This window comes from bacterium, from assembly GCA_035527515.1.
Taxonomy (GTDB): Bacteria; B130-G9; B130-G9; order B130-G9; family B130-G9; genus B130-G9.
This window is the reverse complement of record DATLAJ010000066.1, coordinates 1-18,594: the sequence shown is the minus strand read 5'-3', so window position 1 is coordinate 18,594 and position 18,594 is coordinate 1. Positions and strand designations below refer to the sequence as shown.

Here is an 18,594-nt window from a genome sequence, read left to right as displayed (position 1 = left end):
TCACGTCAGGCCCTTTTAGGGCCACATCAGCCGAGCTGGCCAATTCCACTGCCTCAACGCCCAAATCGCCACTGCACAGCCCATAACACAACTTACCCAAGCCAGGTCTTGGGGAAACTCCTGAAAGGGCAGACCCAAATAATTTGAGGCGGCATCGGTATTGCAGCCGGATGAGGTTGGTGATAGGGTTTTGGGCGCTTGGGACCAAGGCAGTTGAGTCGCTGGCTAACTGCTGGAGTTCGGAGCTAATCCACGGGGAATAGGGCCGCAAAACATGCTTGAAGGGGCTGATAGATGAAGGCTTGGGGCCTTTCGATATCGTTGCTTGCGGTTGGGATCGCAGGCATGTTCGGGTGCCAGAGCGAGAGCTCTGCGCCGGGCTCAGGGGCTATCAGGCACTGGAATATGGTTGATTCGCTGGAGAACGGGCGCATCCTCTCGACCGCCACCGCATCAGATATAATGCCTTTCGCTGACGTGATGACGAACAATGACTCCTATCTTGTAGCCAACAGGATGGGAATGAAAAAGAAGGTAACCATCGCCAATGAGCAGCGCAGTGCGATATTCGCCCCAAGCCAGACTTCAATAGAATGCACCGTGCACGTCCCCTTCAACGCCGTCCTGGATTTCGGATATGGCATCTCGCCCGACGCGTGGTCAAGGGCGGGGGACGGTTGCCAATTCGACGTCTTGGTCGAGCGCGCCGGCCACGAGCAGATGCTCTTCTCGCACTATATTGATCCCAAGATGCGCAAGCAGGACAAAAGGTGGTTCAACGCCAGGGTCGATCTATCGGCGTTTTCGGGCCGGGACATTGCACTCAGGTTCGTAACTCGCGGGACTTATCCCATTCGGCCTCCTTTCAGCCGTAATGCCGACACAAGATATGACTACGCGCTTTGGAGCAATCCGTTCATCGCAAGCCGCGACGAGTGCCACGAGAGCGTAAACGTCATTCTGATCAGCATCGACACACTGCGGGCAGATCACCTGTCCTGCCTCGGCTATCAGCGTCCCACCACGCCGAATCTCGACAAACTGGCGGCAGATTCGGTCGTCTTCGAGCAGGCAATTACTGCGGCGCCCTGGACGTTGCCCTCCCACGCCTCGCTTTTCACGGGGCTTATGCCGTCTCAGCACGGCGTGCAAAACTTCTACCAGGGCCTCTCGGACGAGGCGCTGACGCTTGCCGAGGTCATGCGCGAAAACTCCTTCCTGACGCTCGGCGTGGCGAGTTTTGAGTATCTGTTCCCCGACTATGGCCTTGCGCAGGGATTTGACGAGTATTACTTTCACTGCCCGCAGCGTGCCGACGAGGTGGTTGACGAGGCGCTTGCGATGCTGGACAGGCACTACGACAAGCGGTTCTTCATGTTTCTGCATTTTTTCGACCCGCACGATCCCTATAACCCGCCGGAGCCGTACGACACGATGTTCTGCCCCTCTGGAGAGAAGGAGTGCCTAAGAAAGGAATACAAAAGCCCAGTGAAGGCCTTCCTGGGCAGGCGGAGACGGCCCACCGAGACCGACATACAAGGCTCCATCGCGCTTTATGATGGCGAGATCAGGTTCGTTGATGACGAGCTCTCGTCATTCTTTGACAGGCTCAAGGAGCTCGGCCTGTGGCAGAACACAATGATCGTCGTAACGTCCGATCACGGTGAGGAGTTCTGGGACCACAGGTCGCTTTCTCACGGCTTCAGGCTGTTCGAGGAGCAGATTCGGGTGCCGCTCATCGTGAAGCTGCCGCACTTACAAAACGCTGGCCTGCGCGTCAAGCATCAGGTTGGGCTCATCGATGTGGCGCCGACCATCCTCTCTGAGGTTGGCCTCGGAGGCGCTATCGCTGGCCCCGGCAGGTCGCTCTTCGCCGAGCCGAATACTGCGCTCCCGGACGACCGTTTCTACGTGTCGGAGACCGCCGCGCACGGCGTCATGAGGCTTTGCCTGCGTTCGAGCGTCCTGAAGTACATCACGCCCAACATCTACAACTACAAGGGCTTGAACTACCGAAGCCCAGAGCTGCTCTACGACCTGCGAAACGACCCGCACGAGACGGAGAACCTCATCGCCGTCGAGCCAGAGCTCACGAAATCCCTCAGAGAAAAGGCATATCGAAAGCTGTTCGACCTATCATCGCCGGGCTGGCGGATTCTGTTCTCAACGCCGCTGCAATCGAAGTTCTCGGGCGAGATACGGACTGAGGGCCGCTTCAAGGACATCTACAGTCTTAGCTGTCTCGACGAGGTTCTCGACCATGACGATCATCAGATTGAATTCACCAAGAGCCTCAGCACTTACGAAAGCCTCCTTTCGTTTCGTGTAGAGCCGCCGGACATGCCGCTGACTATCGAGCTCAAGATCGATGACAACTCAGGCTGCCTCGACCGCGTCCGCGCCGGCTGCGGCCGCCCTGAATCTAGCCCCTTCACCCTCAATCCCGCTGACGCGGCCGTGGACCTCGATGCGTTGATCGCGATAACGAATGGCCGAGGCAGACAGGAGGGCGTGCTCATCTTCTGCGTCCCGGGCCAGCCAAGCCAGAAGTCCAGCCGCAGCGTGGGCTCCGTCAAGATCGATGCCAGAAGACGCGAGGCGCTCAAGACGTTAGGATATGTGAGGTAACGTTGGGAAGATTTCTGATAATTTTGGGCGTTGCGATTGTTTTGCTTGGTGTAATCGTATCGGTGGCCCCGAGGTTGGGGATAGGCCACCTGCCGGGGGACATTTTGATCAGGCGCAGAAACTTTGCTCTTTACATACCCATCGCCTCAAGTATATTGATAAGCATCATTCTAACATTGCTTTTGAACATCTTTGGGCGGAGATGAGGCCTTTTTGGACTAGCTCCGCGTTAAGACCTGGGAGACCTTGGTAATGAAGAATCCTATTATTACACTCACGACGGATTTTGGCACGCGGGACAATTATGCTGCGTCCATGAAGGCAGTGATGCTTAACATAAATCCCGACGTGAATATCGTCGATATCACGCACGAGATAAGGCGGCACGACATAATGGGCGCCTGTTTCATCATCGCCAACACCTATCACTACTTCGCCAATTGGACTATCCACGTTGTCATCGTTGACCCCACTGTCGGAAGCGAGCGAAGACCGCTTATCGCCTCGATCAATGGCCATCACTTCATCGCACCTGACAACGGGGTGCTGTCGGGTCTCTTTCAGGACCCGGAGGACATAAGCGTCTTCGCCATCGACGCGGAGCACTACTACCTCCGGCCGCTCTCCTCAACCTTCCATGGGCGGGACATCTTCGCGCCGATCGCAGCCTGGTTGAGCAAGGGAATAGAGATAGAGAACTTCGGCGAGATGATCGATGACTACGTTGACCTCAAGCTGCCTGCCCCTATTGCCAGTGAAGATGGGAAGCTTGAGGGGGAGGTCATTCACATCGATTCATTCGGCAACCTCATCACGAACGTTACTCGGGACAGGTTCGAGCAGATGCTGGAGGAGGCCCCCGAACACACGTTCCAGCTCGAGATCGGCAGCCTTGTATTGTCCGAACTCAAGCGCTTCTACGCTGAATGCGAATCGGGCAAGCCCTCCCTTCTGTTCGGCAGCACTTCCCAGCTTGAGCTCTCGGTCAAGCGAAAGAGCGCAAGTGAGATGCTCGGCCTGAAGAAAGGGCAGAAGCTGACGCTTACCTTTTCGTAGATACAGGCTAGAAGTCGGCCTTGTAGGGCACCGCAGGTAATCCGTGTCCTGCAAAACACCAGACAATCGATAGCTTGGAGGGCGGCCAATGCAGCTCTTTCCAGATAACAGACTGTCCCAGAATCTCAAACTGAGGCGCTGGTTCATTGTTGCATTGGTTCTGCTCGCGCTGCTGCTAACCGGCCCTGGGGTCGGCGCTTACTACATAGGCGAATCTCTGAACAGGATAACGCCACAAGACTGGGGCGTTTCAATGCTTGGTGCTATTATCAAGCCACAAATAGACGGGTTCTACAGGCCCATGCTGCAGGCATTGTTAGTCGGCCAGTATCGATTGTTCGGAACCAATCCCTTGATACCTCGGGCGATAAGGTTTGCGATGTACGCTGCCACCTGCGTTCTAGCATTCCTGATCCTCGAAGCCTTGTCCCAGAGCTTCCTTACTGGCGCCGTTGGCGCAGTGCTCTTCACCATTATGCCAAGCCACGTTGGGCCGGTCTTTCAGATGGCGGCACAGACTCTGTATTCGGTCTTCTTCTCAATGTTGGCTATTTGGCTTGCCGGACCAAGTTTCCGCAAAAAGGCGTCCTGGCTCAAGAGCCTCTTTGCATCTGTCGCATATATAGCCGGGCTGCTGACTTATCCAGACACCATCCTGGTCATCCCCATCCTGATTGCCTACGAGCTGCTGTGGGGGATTGGCGGGGAGGACGGTGCGCTCAAGAGACGCCTCATCAGAGCGCATCTACCACTTTGGATAATTTCTGCCACGTATTTGGGGTTGAGGTTTTATCAGTTTATGACGGTGGGTGCGGCGGCGGGGACATACCTAACCGCCGCCAAGGGCTTGACTGCGGCGATGGCAGCAAAGAAAGTGATACCAATTATCTATGAGATCATCCGGCCACTACAACTGTCGCCTGCGCTTTGCTTCGCGGCCATCTTGCTGCTTTGTTTGACCTGCAAGGCAAATTGGCGATTCGTCTTGTTTCTACTGCTGTGGGTAGCAATCACACCCGCCCTCAACTACGCTCAGCCTTACGTTCAGCCTGGACGTGTTTACTTTGCCTCATTTGGGATGGCCGGCCTGCTTGGTCATCTCTCCTTGTCTCTAGGCGGTATCCTCGAGCCTAAGAGGCGGCGGCCACTAGCTGGCCTGCTGGAATGGTTGACAGTGATTGCGATTGGCTATTGGGTCTTTGAGCTTCTGAACATGGGCTGGGCAGAGCTCTTCTTCGGGGAGAACTTGAAATACCATTTTAGGTTCTACGCTGCGGCAGTTGCCGTGGTCGCAATAGGAGCAATATGTGCGATAACAAAGAGCTTAGTTCCTAGACTATCTATGGTCCCGCTTAGGTTTCTATCTGCCGCGGTGTTCGCGCTGATCATCGCCTTCTATATCGCTGGCTTCTTGAAGATGTTCGGAATGTTTCTGACCGAATCTGAGAACGTAAAGCGCATCCCAAAGGCAGTCATCGCGGCGCAGCCAACCATTCCGGACAATGTGTTGATGCTAATCGTTTTGCCGGATAGCATGTCGATTGACGACCCCTTCTCTCCAGCGATGCAGATCAATATTCCCGTCCGAGCCGAGTATGGCAAGAGCGTGCAGGCACTTGCTTTTGAGGACTGGATGAGGAGCTTTCAACACCAAGCGATCGGGCCAGACAAGACAGTCGTAGCACTTCGATTCGACGGTCAAAGGGCTGTGCCAGACCCTATTCTGGCTGACCGCGTTCTCAAGCGGCAGAGGTCCTACGACCGACTGTCCTCCGACGTGATACACGCCCGGGCTGTCGCTGAAAGTCCGGGTGCGAGCGAACTGCGACTCAAGCCCGAGATCGATTCGATGCTAATTGACAAGCTCGATCTCGAGCTCGAGAGAGCATCATCCCAGGCAACGGTTCAGCTGGAGTTTACAGAAAACGGTCGTCCCACTACGCTTCAGCTGTCAGCTCGGATGCAAGGCGCCGTGGCGACCGTTCGTCTGAATCAGCAGCGGCCCTGGCTGCTGGCGCAGAACCTGGGGCAGGTCAACATAAAGGTTCTTGCCGACGGCGCCAGCCTGCCGATTCGGAGGGCAACCTTTGTTCAGACCGCAGGTCTAATTCACGCTAAGTCGACGGCCATTGCAACGCTCCCGCGGCCATCTCCTCCAAGCTCAACCCAACTGCGACTGATCCTGGGGATGCACGAGATTGACCGCTGCGTCACGCTGCCCTGATAGTGAACCGCAGCTGTCTGGTGATTTGACCGAGGCGGGTTTCTTGTCCTACACTTGATCTCGATATTCATGTCAGCAGCGAATCTTAGGGAAGGCCAATGAGAAAGTGGAGAGCGTTTTGGGTTGTGTTATTCCTTGTGGTAGTGATGTTCTTGCTTTCATTTCTGTTGACGATAACGGCCTCACGACTGCTGCCGCCTAAGAGGCGGCCAAGCAAGGCGGAGCATCTAGTGTTGACGAGGTCCGAAGTGGAAGGCTCCAGCTTTCAAGTCCAGCACCAACGACTGATGGCCGATAGGTCCCGGCCGATCACCTGTCTCTAGCGATTTGGAGCGCCCGCGGGAGCGCGCGTTGTATGCAAAGGGTCGCTGCATCATCGGCTGAAAAGAAATTTGGTGGACTTCCCTGGGCTCTGGACGCTGGAACTCACGCTCGCGATTTCTGTCCCCGTGCCGCCATCTTGTGCTCATAGCCGATCAGTCCGGAGAATATGATGCAGGAGATTGCGAATGGCAGGATACGGGATTCTGACATCTTCATGAGTATGCGGACTGTCCAGCGGTTGAAGAGAAGCATCTTCACCAGCTTCTTGGCTATTTCCCAAACGGCGCCCTCAAACAAGACCGCTTGATCAACCCGAAGCGGTTTGCGGAGCTCGCGGCGCCGCGCTGCGAGAATGGCGGCGTCCTTGCCGGCCTGCCGCTGTCGCAGAAGGAACTCCTCGAGCGTCTGAGCGTGATCGTGGAGCGCCTCGGCCAGTGGCTCATATATGATAGGAATCCCCTTTCTGTCCAGCATCCAGCCCAAAAATGTGTCATCATAATAGACCACATCTTGGGGGAATCCGCCGCACTCCTCGACCAACTTCTTTGGAATGGAGCAGTTGCACGTGTAAAGGCCAAAGAACGGGAGAGCGTCGCCGGGCGCGGCGGCGCTCAGTTGGAACTGGGCTGCGCTTCTCTTGTCCAGGTAGCGAACAAAGCGCGTTGTTGGAACGGACGGTGCGAGACGAACACTGCCCTGGACTGCGATGTTGGCCCCCATTCTCTCGTATGTTTTTAGGTGCGTCTCCAAGAGGCGTTCTGACGCGATTACGTCGTCGCCCATGAACAGGAGTATCTCTCCGCAAGCCTCGCAGGCCGCGCGGTTACGGGCGGCGGCAGGGCCTGCGTGCTTTTGGCTGAGAACACGCAGGTTGCCAAGCTCCCCGGCCGCTTCTTTCAGCCATTCTAGCGTTTCATCTGTTGAACCATCGTCAACTACTGTTATGTCGAACGATTCGGGCGGGCACATCTGACTTTGCAGAGATGCCAATGCGTTCTTGAGCTTGGCCAGGCGGTTGAAGGTGGGGATTATGACGGAAATGTGCGGGCGGCTAGAGCCTGTCCAGGCATCATGGGACCTCTTGCTGGGAACCCGCGCATCATGCGCGGATTCGTGAGATTGCCCTCGACTGCAAGCCAGTGAGTTTGCGGTCTCGACTCTCAAGTTTGGACCGATCGTTTGACATACCATCGGGCAGCCCTTAGCATATTCGGGCAAAACGAAACTTGCGTGCCGATTTGCGTGTGGATGGAGTGAGCAATTGTTATGTTGAAGGAACATCACCGAGCAGTCCTTTTTCTCTTCGCTATTTGCGACGTTGCGGCGACCATAGGCGCATTTATCGCGGCGTACTATATTCGCTTCTATACGATATTTGAAGCGCCAGCGGGGATACCGGACATTAGGCTCTATACTGGCCCTATCGTGCTGAGCGCGATCGCTGCCCTGTGGATAGCCACGTTCAGCATAGCAGGCCTGTATAGGCCGAGAAGGCTCAAGCCCAGGGTCGATGAGTTCTTCAAGATAATCTATGTGGTTATTCTGTCAGTGTTCGTATTGATGGGCTTGGGCTACATGTATCGTGATTACCTCTTCTCAAGAGGTGTGTTGCTGATTTTCTTGTTTCTTGACATCGCGGCCATTGCCTCGTTCAGGATGGGTTTGCGGAGCGTTCTTGCTCACCTGAGAAAGGCGGGCTACAACTTGCGGCGCTTGCTGATAGTTGGCGGCGGAGAGCTTGCGAAGAACGTAATTCACAAGATAGAGGAGAACCCTTATGTCGGCCTCAAGATAGTCGGTGCTGTTGACAATTCCAAAAGAATTGGGGAGAGAGTCGGGGACGATGTGAAGATAGTTGGCCGCATTCAGGAGACGAGGCGCCTCGCCAGTGAGTTGGGCGCGGATCAGGTTCTGATCACGCTTCCCTTTTCTCAGCACAAGACGTTGAGCAAGCTCTTGCATGACCTTAAGGACACGTTGATAGACATAAAGATCGCCCCAGATATCTTGCAGCACATCATGCTCCGCTCCTACGTGGAGGAACTCGACGGGATTCCTATCGTTAACCTGACCTATACTCCGCTATCAGGGTGGAGGTACAGGCTGAAGCGATTGGAGGACCTGGCGTTATCGGCCGCGGCGCTTGTGGTGCTTTCGCCGGTTCTACTTGTGGTCTCGGTAGTTATCAAATGCACCTCGAGGGGCCCCGTTTTTTACAAACAGGACCGGATGGGGCTCGATGGCAAGTCGTTCACGATGTTCAAGTTTAGGACAATGGTTGATGGAGCGGACCAGAGCGGGCGAGAATGGACGACCAAGAACGACCCCAGGGTAACGAGGTTCGGGGCGGTGCTGCGGCGGTTCAGCATCGATGAGATACCTCAATTCTGCAACGTGTTTAAGGGGGATATGAGCATTGTGGGGCCAAGGCCCGAGCAGCCAGCGTTCGTCGATGAGTTCAGGAACACGATACCGCACTACATGTTGAGGCACAAGGTGAAGTCAGGGATGACTGGCCTTGCGCAGGTCAATGGCTGGCGGGGCGACACGTCAATGCGCAAGCGGCTAAAGAGCGACCTTTACTACATTGAGAACTGGTCCTTGTCAATGGACTTCAAAATACTGTTTCGCACGGTCACGAGAGCTTTGAACCAGAAGAACGCGTATTAGTGATGATATACACGCTGACACTGAACCCGGCGCTTGACAGGACGCTCCGCGTGAGAAGACTGGCGTTCGATGATGCCAATCGCGTCATATCGGAGCAGCGATTCGCTGCGGGAAAGGGGATCGACGTGTCGCGAGTCGTGATCGAGCTCGGCGGAAGCACGGTGGCGTTCGGGTTTGTGGGCGGATACGGAGGGGCGGAGCTCGAGGGCAGGTTGAAGCAGGCGGGGGTGCCCACGGACTTCGTTCACATAGGCTCCGAGACGAGAACGAACGTCATTGTTAGTGACATCGAGGCGAACTCGATCACGGCTCTCAATGCTGCCGGTCCCTGCGCAACGCAGGTGGAATACGAACAGCTCTTGGAGAAGCTCAAGGAATATAAGTACAAGTCAGGGTTTTTTGTCATTTCAGGCAGCGCACCCCCCGGAGTCCCCGCGGACGCATACCACGAGATCACCAATATCGTTAAGGAGAGCAACCTCCGCGCTGTGCTGGATGCGGACGGGGAGCTGTTAAGAAGAGGCATTGAGGGCAAGCCTTTCATGATTAAGCCGAACAGTCACGAGCTCCGCCGGCTCCTGGGTCTCGATGTGGAGGGCGTTGAGCAGGTTCAGTCGGCCGCGGCCAAACTCAGGGCCATGGGGGTTGAGAATGTGCTGGTCTCGATGGGGGCGGATGGCGCGGTTCTGACTTGTGAGGAGGGGTCTTTCTTTGCCAAGCCGCCCAAAGTCGAGGCACTTAGCCCGGTTGGGGCTGGGGACTCGCTTGTCGCAGGCTTTGTTTTGGGGCTGGACACGGGTCTTTCTTTCTGCGAGAGTCTCACACTGGGTGTGGCAGCTGGCGCAGCCTGTGCCCTCACGCCCGGCACGGAGCTCTGTAAATACGAGGATGTTTATATGATTAGGTCAGAAGTTCAGATAAGGCAGCTTGCGTAGGCTGGCTGCGTCGAGAAATGTAGGTTTTCGGAGGAGTTAGTGAATATTTGTGCAGTTGGAACAGGATATGTCGGCCTTGTGACTGGAGCGGTCTTCGCCGACCTGGGCAACGAGGTCATTTGCGTCGATGTTGACAAGGAGAAGATCGAGAGCCTCAAGAATGGGATTATGCCGATCTATGAGCCTGGACTCAGGGAAATGGTCACTCACAATGCCAGGGATGGACGTCTCAGGTTCACGACAGACATAAAGGAGGGCGTCAGGGCATCGGAGATCGTATTCATTTGCGTGAACACACCCCCCAAAGATGGTGGCGAGACTGACCTAAGTTACGTCAGGGCAGTCGCCAAGAGCATCGCCGAGTGGATGGATGACTACAAGATCATAGTCAACAAGAGCACCGTTCCCGTCGGGACTGGCGATCTTGTGAGAGAGATAATTGAGAAGAACAAGCACAAGGACGTGGACTTCGACGTCGTGTCGAATCCAGAGTTCTTGCGTGAAGGCTCGGCCATCAAGGACACGCTGGAGCCTGACAGGATTGTGATTGGGGCGCCGAGCAAGAACGTGGCCATGAAGCTTCTGGAGCTCTACGCGGTCCTTGAGCGTCCGATGATAATCACCGATGTGCATAGCGCCGAGATAATCAAGTATGCGTCCAATGCTTTTCTAGCCAGCAAGATATCCTTCGTCAATCTCATCGCAGACCTGTGCGAACTGGCGGGCGCGAACGTCAACCACGTCGTTCGAGGCATGGGGACCGACAAGAGGATCGGCAGCCTCTTCCTTCAGCCGGGCCTGGGCTACGGCGGCTCCTGCTTCCCCAAGGACAGCAGCTCCCTCGCTCACACCACACGGCAATATGGAGCGGACGCCTCGCTCATAGACGCCATAATCCACATAAACGACCAAAGGAGCACGAGGCTTCTGGCCAAGATCAAGAAGCGGTTTTCGTCGCTAGAGGGCAAGACCTTCGCGATATTGGGGCTTGCCTTCAAGCCCAACACCGATGACATTCGTGAGGCTAAGTCGCTGGAGCTGGTCAAGGGTCTGCTTGACAGCAAGGCGACCATCCGGGCCTACGATCCCGAGGCGATGAACAACGTCAAGAAGATCTTCCCCGAGATTACGTACTGCCAGAATGCCTACGAGGCGACCGAGGGCGCCGACGCCATGATCCTTGTTACCGAATGGAACGAGTTCAAGCTGTTGAACTTCGAGAAGGTCAAGGGTCTGATACGGCAGCCAATCTTGTTCGACGGCCGGAACATCTACGACGCCAAGAGAACGCACGCGCTCGGCTTTGAGTACTACGGGATGGGCGTTCAGCCCTATGGAGGTGGTGTGAGTGCCTAGGTCTTTGGTCACTGGCGGTGCGGGCTTTATCGGCTCGCATTTGTGTGATTTCTTGCTTGATGCAGGGCATGAGGTTATCTGTATCGACAACCTCATAACTGGGACAACAGATAACATTGCGCATATCAAGAACGAGCGGTTCACGTTTCTGAAATACAACGTGACCAATTACCTCTTCGTCAATGGGCCGCTGGATTACGTGTTTCATCTGGCCAGCCCCGCCAGTCCCGTGGACTACCTGGAGCTGCCGATCCAGACGATGAAGGTGGGAGCGCTCGGGACATTGAACGCCCTGGGGCTTGCTAAGGCCAAAAACGCCACGCTTATCCTTGCCTCGACCTCGGAGGTTTATGGGGACCCAGAGCACCACCCGCAGAAGGAAAGCTATTGGGGAAACGTCAATCCTATTGGGCCGCGAGGCGTCTATGACGAGGCCAAACGCTTTGCCGAGGCCCTGACTATGGCCTACCATAGATACCACGCAGTCAAGACCAGGATAGCGAGGATATTCAACACGTTCGGGCCCAGAATGCGGCTCAGGGACGGGCGCGTTGTCCCTAACTTCATCTGTCAGGCGCTTGCGAATGAACCACTCACAGTGTATGGCGACGGGTCGCAGACTCGCTCGTTCTGCTATGTCTCCGACCTCGTGGACGGCCTGTTTCGGCTCGCGACGTCGAGCGAAACAGACCCGACGAACATCGGTAACCCAGACGAGATGTCGATTCTCGATTTTGCCAAGAAGATCAACCAGCTGACGAGTAACGAGGCGGGGATCGCTTACAGGCAGCTGCCTGTCGATGACCCGAAGTGTCGCCGGCCTGACATCAGCAAGGCCCTGGAGGTGCTTGCCTGGGAGCCGAAAGTCGGCCTCGAAGAGGGCCTGAGGCGGACGCTCGATTGGTTCAAGGGCCAGGTTTGACATGGCCTAATAGTGTAGATTCTGGTTCATGTTGGGATTTGGCCATGCCTTATTTGGGGAATGGACAGTTCGCCGGGCCAGTTTTTCACGCAGATGTCATTTTGAAGACTGCCGGTGTGTCCAAATGACGACAAGACTGAGGCTCAGTAACTTTGGCTAAGACACTCATCGAGAGAATAGTCTCGGCGCACACGCTAGCTGAGGCCAAGCCGGGCGATGTCGTCTGGCTCTCGCTCGACCTTGTTACGGCGCGCGATTTCGGCGGCGCAAACGTCGTGGCGCACCTTGAGCGTGAGTATCCGGAGAATCCTGTCCTGGACCCGTCCGGAACGCTATTTACATTCGACTGTCAGGCGCCTGCCAACACGATCGGGTACGCTAACAACCAGCAGACCATTCGCATATTCGCCAAAAAGCACGGGATACGTGTTTACGACGTCAACGGTGGCATTGGTTCGCACGTGCTCATCGACGAGGGGCACTGCCTGCCTGGCTCGACGGTCACAGGAACCGATAGCCATCTGAACCTCCTCGGCGCTGTTGGCGCGCTAGGCCTTGGGATGGGCGACCGGGACTCGGCGTTTGCTTTCAAAACGCGAAAGGTCTGGTTCAAGGTGCCCGAGACGCTGCGCGTCATGATGTCCGGCGGTTTCGGGTTCCCGGTAACCGCCAAGGACCTCGCGCTTCATCTCTTGGGAACCATTGGGCCCTCAGGGGCGCTCGGTATGGCCATAGAGTTCGGCGGAAATGCGGTCGATGCGCTCGGCCTTTCGGGCCGTATTACGCTCTCAAGCCTCATTACTGAGGCGGGCGGCGTTGCGGGGCTGATCGCGCCCAATGACGAAGTGTTGGACGAACTAGGAATTGACAAGGCCGATCGCCAAGGGCTGATCGCCTCGCCCGGCGATGGGGCAGTTTATGCGCGGGAGCTTGAGATCGATGTCTCGGAGCTTAGGCCCAAGATAGCCCTTCCGGGCAACCCTTGCTCGGTGGTGGATGTGTCCGAAGTTGCCGGAACGCGGATTGACTCGGTCTTGATCGGCTCTTGCACCAATGGCCGATACGAGGACATCAGCATTGCGGCGAGCATCCTGGAGGGTCGGAAGGTCAAGAGAGATCTCATGCTGAGAATAGCGCCCACGACAAGGGCGATCTATGGCCGCCTATTGAAGGACGGCATACTCTCAAAACTATACGACGCCGGAGCCATAATACTCAACCCTGGCTGCGCCGGCTGTGCGGCTGGCCAGGCCGGCATGACCGGTAGGGGCGAGGTGCAAATAAGCACCGGTAACCGCAACTTCCTGGGCAAGCAGGGCGAGGGCGAGACTTATCTAGCCAGCCCAGTTGTCGCGGCCTATTCGGCGATTTACGGTGAGATACGAGTTCCAGAATGAGTTACTATGTGGGTCAGGCTTGCCGAGGCTGCTGTCAAACGACCGAACCACTGGATGTGAAATGACTGTGCAAGATTCAAAAGCCCCCAAGACTAGCCCGATTACCGGGCCTGCGTGTCTGATACGTGACGAGAAGGGCTCGCTGATCGACAATATCGACACAGATATGATATTTCACAACGCCCACTTACACGTTACAGATGTCTCAAAAATGGGCCAATACACGTTCGGTAATCTCAAGGGATGGGAGCATTTCCCCGATATCGCGTCAAAATACAAGATACTTATTGTAGGCCGCAACTTCGGGGCTGGCTCGTCCCGACAGCAGGCGGTAGATTGCCTCCGAACCCTCGGGATAGACGCGATTGTCGCCCAGTCGTTTGCGCCGATATATTTTAGAAATGCAGTAAACTCCGGCATGGCGATCATCTCGTTTGAAGAAGCCGGCGCGAGGCATCTGCTGGAGGGACTCGAGGACGGGGCCGAGCTGTCGGTAACCCTCCAAACCAGTGAGATAACCCTTCCAGGAGGGAGAAGGAAAACGATCAAATGCGCGCCGATGCCCCCCGTGCTCCTGTCCATTATCGAGGCAGGGGGATTGTTTGAGTTCGCAAACATCGGGGGTGGAAACTGTGAAAGGGAACAAGAATATGGCTAAACCAGTCGTCGCTGTCTTGAAAACTCAACCAGAAACGGTTCTGGACGACTACGCAAAGCTCATGCGGATGGCCAATTACCAGAGCTATCTGCCGAAGGATAAGGAGACCGCCCTCAAGATCAACGTGTCCTGGCAGGTCTTCTATCCTGCCTGCTCAACCACGCCCTGGCAGCTCGAGGGCGTCATTAAGACAATGCTTGCGGACGGCTATTCCGCCGACTCGCTATACGGCGCCCACAATCGGACCGTCGTTGTCTCCACCAAGAAAGGGGAGGTCGCCAACAAGCACAAGCCAGTCCTTGAGAAATACGGCATCCGCAACATCCATCTTTACGAGAAAGACGAAGAGTGGGTAACCTACCACCCCAAGGGCGAGATTCTCGCGCTGTTTGACATCTTCAAGAACGGCATCCAGATACCCAAGCGCCTCATCGGCAGCAACATCATCCAGCTCCCCACGATCAAGACCCACATCTTCACGACGATGACGGGCGCAATGAAGAACGCATTCGGCGGCCTATTACACGAGAAGCGTCACTGGACACACTCCGTGATTCACGAGACGCTTGTTGACCTCTTGACCATTCAAAAGGAGATACACCCGGGCGTCTTCGCCGTGATGGATGGCACCTTCGCCGGGGACGGCCCCGGGCCCAGATGCATGGTCCCACACGTCAAGGACTACATCCTCGCAAGCGCCGATCTGGTTGCCATCGACGCGGTATCCGCCCACATGATGGGATTTGACCCGCTTGAGATCAGGTTCATCCGGATAGCGCACGAGAAAGGCCTCGGCTGCGGTGATTTCAACGAAATCGAGATAGTCGGTGAGGACGTCTCCGAGGTCAATTGGCACTTCCAGAAGAAAGCCAACACCTTCGCCAGCCGCGGCCAAAAGGCACTATACTGGGGCCCGCTGCACTTCGCGGAGAAGTTCCTCCTCCGAACCTTCCTCGCCCCCTGGTCATACGCCGCCTCAATCATCTACCACGACTGGTACTGGTACCCCTTCATCGGCAAGAAGCGCGTCGAAGAGGCGCTCAAGACCAAGTGGGGGAGGCTCTTCCTGAGCTATTGAGTGTGCTTGAGATTCGCGTTTTCGGCGCATCTAGGACGGCATAGCTGTTCCTTGGATCGTGGGTTGACTCTCGAAGTCTTTTGCATAAGAATACCGATACTTATGAATAAGTATAGGTAATTTTATGCTTTGGACAGGCTAGAGATGACCAAGACTAGAAACGCCTTCCAAAAGGCAAAGGACATTTTCTGCCACTCTGGTGGCATCCTGCGTACCAAGGATGCTCTCAAAACAGGTATCCAGCCCAGAACACTTTATGCGATGAGGGATGCCGGGCTTGTGGAAAAGGTCTCTCGCGGGCTCTATCGACTTCCGAACATACCGCCTATCGGGAACCCCGACCTTGTGACGGTGGCGCTCAGAATACCCGAGGCCGTAATCTGCCTGATCTCGGCACTGACCTTTTTCGAGGTAACAACGCAGGTCCCCCATGAGGTCCACATAGCCCGGATCAAAGGAGCGGAGCCACCAAGACTTGTGCACCCCCCTGTGCGCGTGTTCTGGTTTAGTCGGAAAGCCTTTTCTGCTGGGATAGAGACACACCCGATAGACGGTGTGCCGGTCCGCATCTATTGCCTGGAGAAGACGGTCGCCGACTGCTTCAAGTTCCGCAACAAAATCGGCCTGGACGTCGTGATTGAGGCGCTGAAAGAGTGCCGAACGCGCAGAGATTTCAGCATAGACAAGCTCATGGAATTCGCCCGCATCTGCCGCGTGAGCAACGTGATTCGGCCATACCTTGAGGCGCTGTTTTGACGAAACTGCCGGTTGTGGATGTGGCCGCCTCCGTTCGGCAGCGACTTCTCAACAAGTCGAGAAGATCCGGACGGCCGTTTAACGAATGGCTACAGTATTTCGCAATGGAGCGGTTCTTATACAGGCTCAGCAAATCTTCGTATGCTTCCAGCTTCATTATCAAGGGAGCCACGATGTTTGCAGTCTGGGGAGCGCCGATCTCTCGCCCGACAAGGGATATCGATCTGCTGGGAAGGACAAGGAACGAGGTTGACGATCTTGTCAACGTGATAAAGGACATTTGCGTTCAAGAGGTGGAGCCCGACGGTCTTCTGTTCGACGCGGATAGTGTTGAGGGTCAGAGAATAATTGAGACGGCTGCATACGAGGGAGTCCGGGTTCGCTTCCGTGGAACACTTGGAGCTGCCCGCATTTTCATGCAGGTTGACGTGGCATTTGGAGACGTTGTGGTCCCCGAGCCCGTTACCGTGGATTATCCAACAATCCTGGGTATGCCGGCCCCAAGACTTGATGGTTACACGCGGGAAAGCGCCATTGCCGAGAAGTTCGAGGCGATGGTCAGGCTTGGTATCGTGAACAGCCGGATGAAGGATTTCTTTGATATCTGGCTCCTTTCTACTCAGTTCGACTTCGACGGAGAAACGCTGGCGGAGGCCATCAAGCAGACCTTTGCGCATCGAGAAACGGATATCGCGTCTCAGCCAGTAGCGCTGACAGAGGCATTCACCAAAGACAGCTCAAAGCAAGCACAATGGTCTGCATTCCTGCGTAGAACCCGCATAGTCGATGCCCCGAACGAACTGGCAAATGTCATTGAGCTTGTCTCTCTCTTCCTTCTCCCGGTTTCGAATGCTTTAGCCTCGGGTGACACATTTGACAGAACGTGGAGCGCGCCGGGCCCGTGGTCGTGAAGCCTGGGATGGCCGTGGCCAAAAGGCACTATACTGGGGCCCACTGCACTTCGCGGAGAAGTTCCTGCTCCGAACCTTCCTCGCCCCCTGGTCATACGCCGCCTCAATCATCTACCACGACTGGTACTGGTACCCATTCATCGGCAAGAAGCGCGTCGATGAGGCCCTCAAGACCAAGTGGGGCCAGCTATTCCAGCAGTATTGAAGTATCCTGCCTGACATATCGTGGCCGGGCATTCGGCTTGCCTGAGACCCTGTCAGCTATCAGCTCGAAATATCAGCATTTCAGCGAGCCGCCAAAGCCCGTGTACGATAAGCTCGGGCCAAGCGCCGCAGTCAGCGCCTCGTTATCAAATGTCTGAACTCTCGGCGCCTCGTAAACGTTATTCGTCTTCATTATTATCTACCTCCTATCGAGCGGTTGGCAGTTGGCAGTTCGATCAATTTGAGGCTCACTGGCAATTTGACCGACACTGGCCCGTGTGATGTCCACTTGCCGCTCGTCTCGATGTCAATCAGCCAGTAGTTGTATGAAACGCCCCGCTCGACGTTGCCGTCGGTGAAGCTGTATGAGGCGCCAAGGCTTGGGCTGCCCTCAGCTGCGATCAGGTCGCTTATCTGCTGATAATCGAGCGTGCCCGCAATCGCCCGATAGATTACGAACCCAGCGTTGTCGATCTCGGCGCCGGTTTCCCAGGTGAGCACTATGCTAGAGCCAACCGGCCGCGCAGTGAAGGACACCAGCTCGATGTAGGTGTTTCCGCTACCGGTGTATTCGCCCTCATAGTGGTAGCCCATGTCGATCGGCCCGGTGCTCCCGTTACCGTCGTCATTACCATCCTCATGGCCGTCCGTGCACGTGGTGATTCCAGCTCCCAGGTCGTAGTCGCTCAGTTCGCCTAAGCCCGCGTCCACGCAGGGGCTGTTGCCCGCCTGCGGCCCTGTGTGCGCCAGGTAGTATGTGTATGGCGGGTCCGCAGTCGGCACGAACTCCGGGTCACACCTTATATTGCTGTCTGAGTCGGGATCGCACGAGTCGGAGTGGCCATATCCATCCTGATCTACATCAGAGTAGCTGACGGTTACCGCGCCGGCATCGACTTCGCTGATCTCATTCGGCGCGCCGCCCGCGGTGTCGCCCCAAAGGATGCAGTTCGTCAGCGTTAATGAGCCGTTCGTCTCGCAACAGATGCCGCCGCCGTCGCCAGTGCCATCCTCGTCATAATCCGCCTTGTTGTCCGCAATTGTGCAATTCGTTAACGTCAGCGATGAGTTGTAGCAAGCGATGCCGCCGCCCTTATCGGTCGCGGTGTTACCGTTGATTATGCAGTTGGTCATCGTCCGAGAACTGATGGAGCCGCAGTAGATCCCGCCCCCTTCATGCGCCGTGTTACCGCTGATCGTGCAGTCGGTCATCGTCGGAGAACTGAAGGAGCCGCAGTAGATGCCCCCGCCGCCGTATTTGGCCGTGTTGCCGCTGATCGTGCAGTTGGTCATCGGCGGTGAACTGGAGACGCCATAGCAGTAGATGCCCCCGCCGTGGTAGTTCGCCGTGTTGCTGCTGATCGTGCAGTTGGTCATCGGCGGAGAACTGGAGGAGGAGCAGAAGATGCCCCCGCCGTAGTAGTTCGCCGTGTTGCCGCCGATCGTGCAGTTGGTCATCGGCGGTGAACTGGAGG

At 56.0% G+C, this 18,594-nt stretch carries 17 protein-coding genes; 15 read left to right on the top strand and 2 right to left on the bottom strand.

Features of this window, described 5'->3' with window-relative positions:
* The first annotated feature begins 294 nt into the window (after positions 1–294).
* The 5 genes from VM163_05150 (at position 295) to VM163_05130 (ending at position 6,231) form a co-directional block, all read left to right on the top strand.
* On the top strand, positions 295–2,628 hold the full coding sequence (locus VM163_05150; GenBank protein HUT03259.1) for a sulfatase: 2,334 nt from the start codon (positions 295–297) through the stop codon (positions 2,626–2,628).
* A gap of 2 nt (positions 2,629–2,630) precedes the next feature.
* Positions 2,631–2,834: a DUF2905 family protein gene (locus VM163_05145; protein HUT03258.1), complete on the top strand. Its 204-nt coding sequence runs from the start codon at positions 2,631–2,633 to the stop codon at positions 2,832–2,834.
* Positions 2,835–2,880: 46 nt separating this feature from the next.
* Positions 2,881–3,684 (top strand): SAM-dependent chlorinase/fluorinase, encoded by an 804-nt coding sequence (locus VM163_05140; GenBank protein HUT03257.1) that lies wholly within the window; start codon positions 2,881–2,883, stop codon positions 3,682–3,684.
* A gap of 88 nt (positions 3,685–3,772) precedes the next feature.
* The gene (locus VM163_05135; protein ID HUT03256.1) at positions 3,773–5,908 is read left to right on the top strand and encodes a hypothetical protein; all 2,136 of its coding nucleotides are present in this window, start codon (positions 3,773–3,775) and stop codon (positions 5,906–5,908) included.
* A gap of 98 nt (positions 5,909–6,006) precedes the next feature.
* Complete coding sequence (locus VM163_05130) at positions 6,007–6,231, top strand: hypothetical protein (GenBank protein HUT03255.1); 225 nt, start codon at positions 6,007–6,009, stop codon at positions 6,229–6,231.
* Positions 6,232–6,334: 103 nt separating this feature from the next.
* On the opposite strand, the gene VM163_05125 is transcribed toward VM163_05130, so the two are convergent.
* Positions 6,335–7,423 carry a glycosyltransferase gene (locus tag VM163_05125; protein HUT03254.1) on the bottom strand — a complete coding sequence of 363 codons (1,089 nt, stop codon included), beginning with the start codon at positions 7,421–7,423 and terminating at the stop codon, positions 6,335–6,337.
* A 75-nt stretch (positions 7,424–7,498) separates the two neighbouring features.
* Here VM163_05125 and VM163_05120 point away from each other — a divergent pair, with 75 nt between their 5' ends.
* From VM163_05120 to VM163_05075, 10 genes are all read left to right on the top strand, one after another.
* A complete protein-coding gene (locus VM163_05120) occupies positions 7,499–8,902 on the top strand; it encodes an undecaprenyl-phosphate glucose phosphotransferase (GenBank protein ID HUT03253.1) in 1,404 nt (467 codons plus the stop codon).
* Between the two features lie 2 nt (positions 8,903–8,904).
* The gene (pfkB, locus tag VM163_05115) at positions 8,905–9,837 is read left to right on the top strand and encodes a 1-phosphofructokinase (GenBank protein HUT03252.1); all 933 of its coding nucleotides are present in this window, start codon (positions 8,905–8,907) and stop codon (positions 9,835–9,837) included.
* A gap of 39 nt (positions 9,838–9,876) precedes the next feature.
* Complete coding sequence (locus VM163_05110) at positions 9,877–11,193, top strand: UDP-glucose/GDP-mannose dehydrogenase family protein (GenBank protein HUT03251.1); 1,317 nt, start codon at positions 9,877–9,879, stop codon at positions 11,191–11,193.
* Positions 11,186–12,115, top strand: coding sequence for a UDP-glucuronic acid decarboxylase family protein (locus VM163_05105; GenBank protein ID HUT03250.1), 930 nt, complete (start codon positions 11,186–11,188; stop codon positions 12,113–12,115). Before VM163_05110 ends, VM163_05105 begins: the two co-directional genes overlap by 8 nt.
* Positions 12,116–12,267: 152 nt before the next feature.
* On the top strand, positions 12,268–13,512 hold the full coding sequence (locus VM163_05100) for an aconitase/3-isopropylmalate dehydratase large subunit family protein (protein HUT03249.1): 1,245 nt from the start codon (positions 12,268–12,270) through the stop codon (positions 13,510–13,512).
* A 61-nt stretch (positions 13,513–13,573) separates the two neighbouring features.
* Entirely contained in the window at positions 13,574–14,170 is a 597-nt protein-coding gene (locus tag VM163_05095) for a 3-isopropylmalate dehydratase (GenBank protein ID HUT03248.1), read from the top strand.
* Positions 14,163–15,248: a DUF362 domain-containing protein gene (locus tag VM163_05090; protein HUT03247.1), complete on the top strand. Its 1,086-nt coding sequence runs from the start codon at positions 14,163–14,165 to the stop codon at positions 15,246–15,248. Before VM163_05095 ends, VM163_05090 begins: the two co-directional genes overlap by 8 nt.
* 144 nt (positions 15,249–15,392) lie before the next feature.
* The gene (locus VM163_05085) at positions 15,393–16,004 is read left to right on the top strand and encodes a type IV toxin-antitoxin system AbiEi family antitoxin domain-containing protein (GenBank protein ID HUT03246.1); all 612 of its coding nucleotides are present in this window, start codon (positions 15,393–15,395) and stop codon (positions 16,002–16,004) included.
* A complete protein-coding gene (locus VM163_05080) occupies positions 16,001–16,915 on the top strand; it encodes a nucleotidyl transferase AbiEii/AbiGii toxin family protein (protein HUT03245.1) in 915 nt (304 codons plus the stop codon). The genes VM163_05085 and VM163_05080 overlap by 4 nt, the downstream gene beginning before the upstream one ends.
* The gene (locus VM163_05075; protein HUT03244.1) at positions 16,878–17,120 is read left to right on the top strand and encodes a hypothetical protein; all 243 of its coding nucleotides are present in this window, start codon (positions 16,878–16,880) and stop codon (positions 17,118–17,120) included. Before VM163_05080 ends, VM163_05075 begins: the two co-directional genes overlap by 38 nt.
* 194 nt (positions 17,121–17,314) lie before the next feature.
* On the opposite strand, the gene VM163_05070 is transcribed toward VM163_05075, so the two are convergent.
* The coding region (locus VM163_05070; GenBank protein ID HUT03243.1) for a right-handed parallel beta-helix repeat-containing protein at positions 17,315–18,594 on the bottom strand (1,280 nt) is incomplete at its 5' end.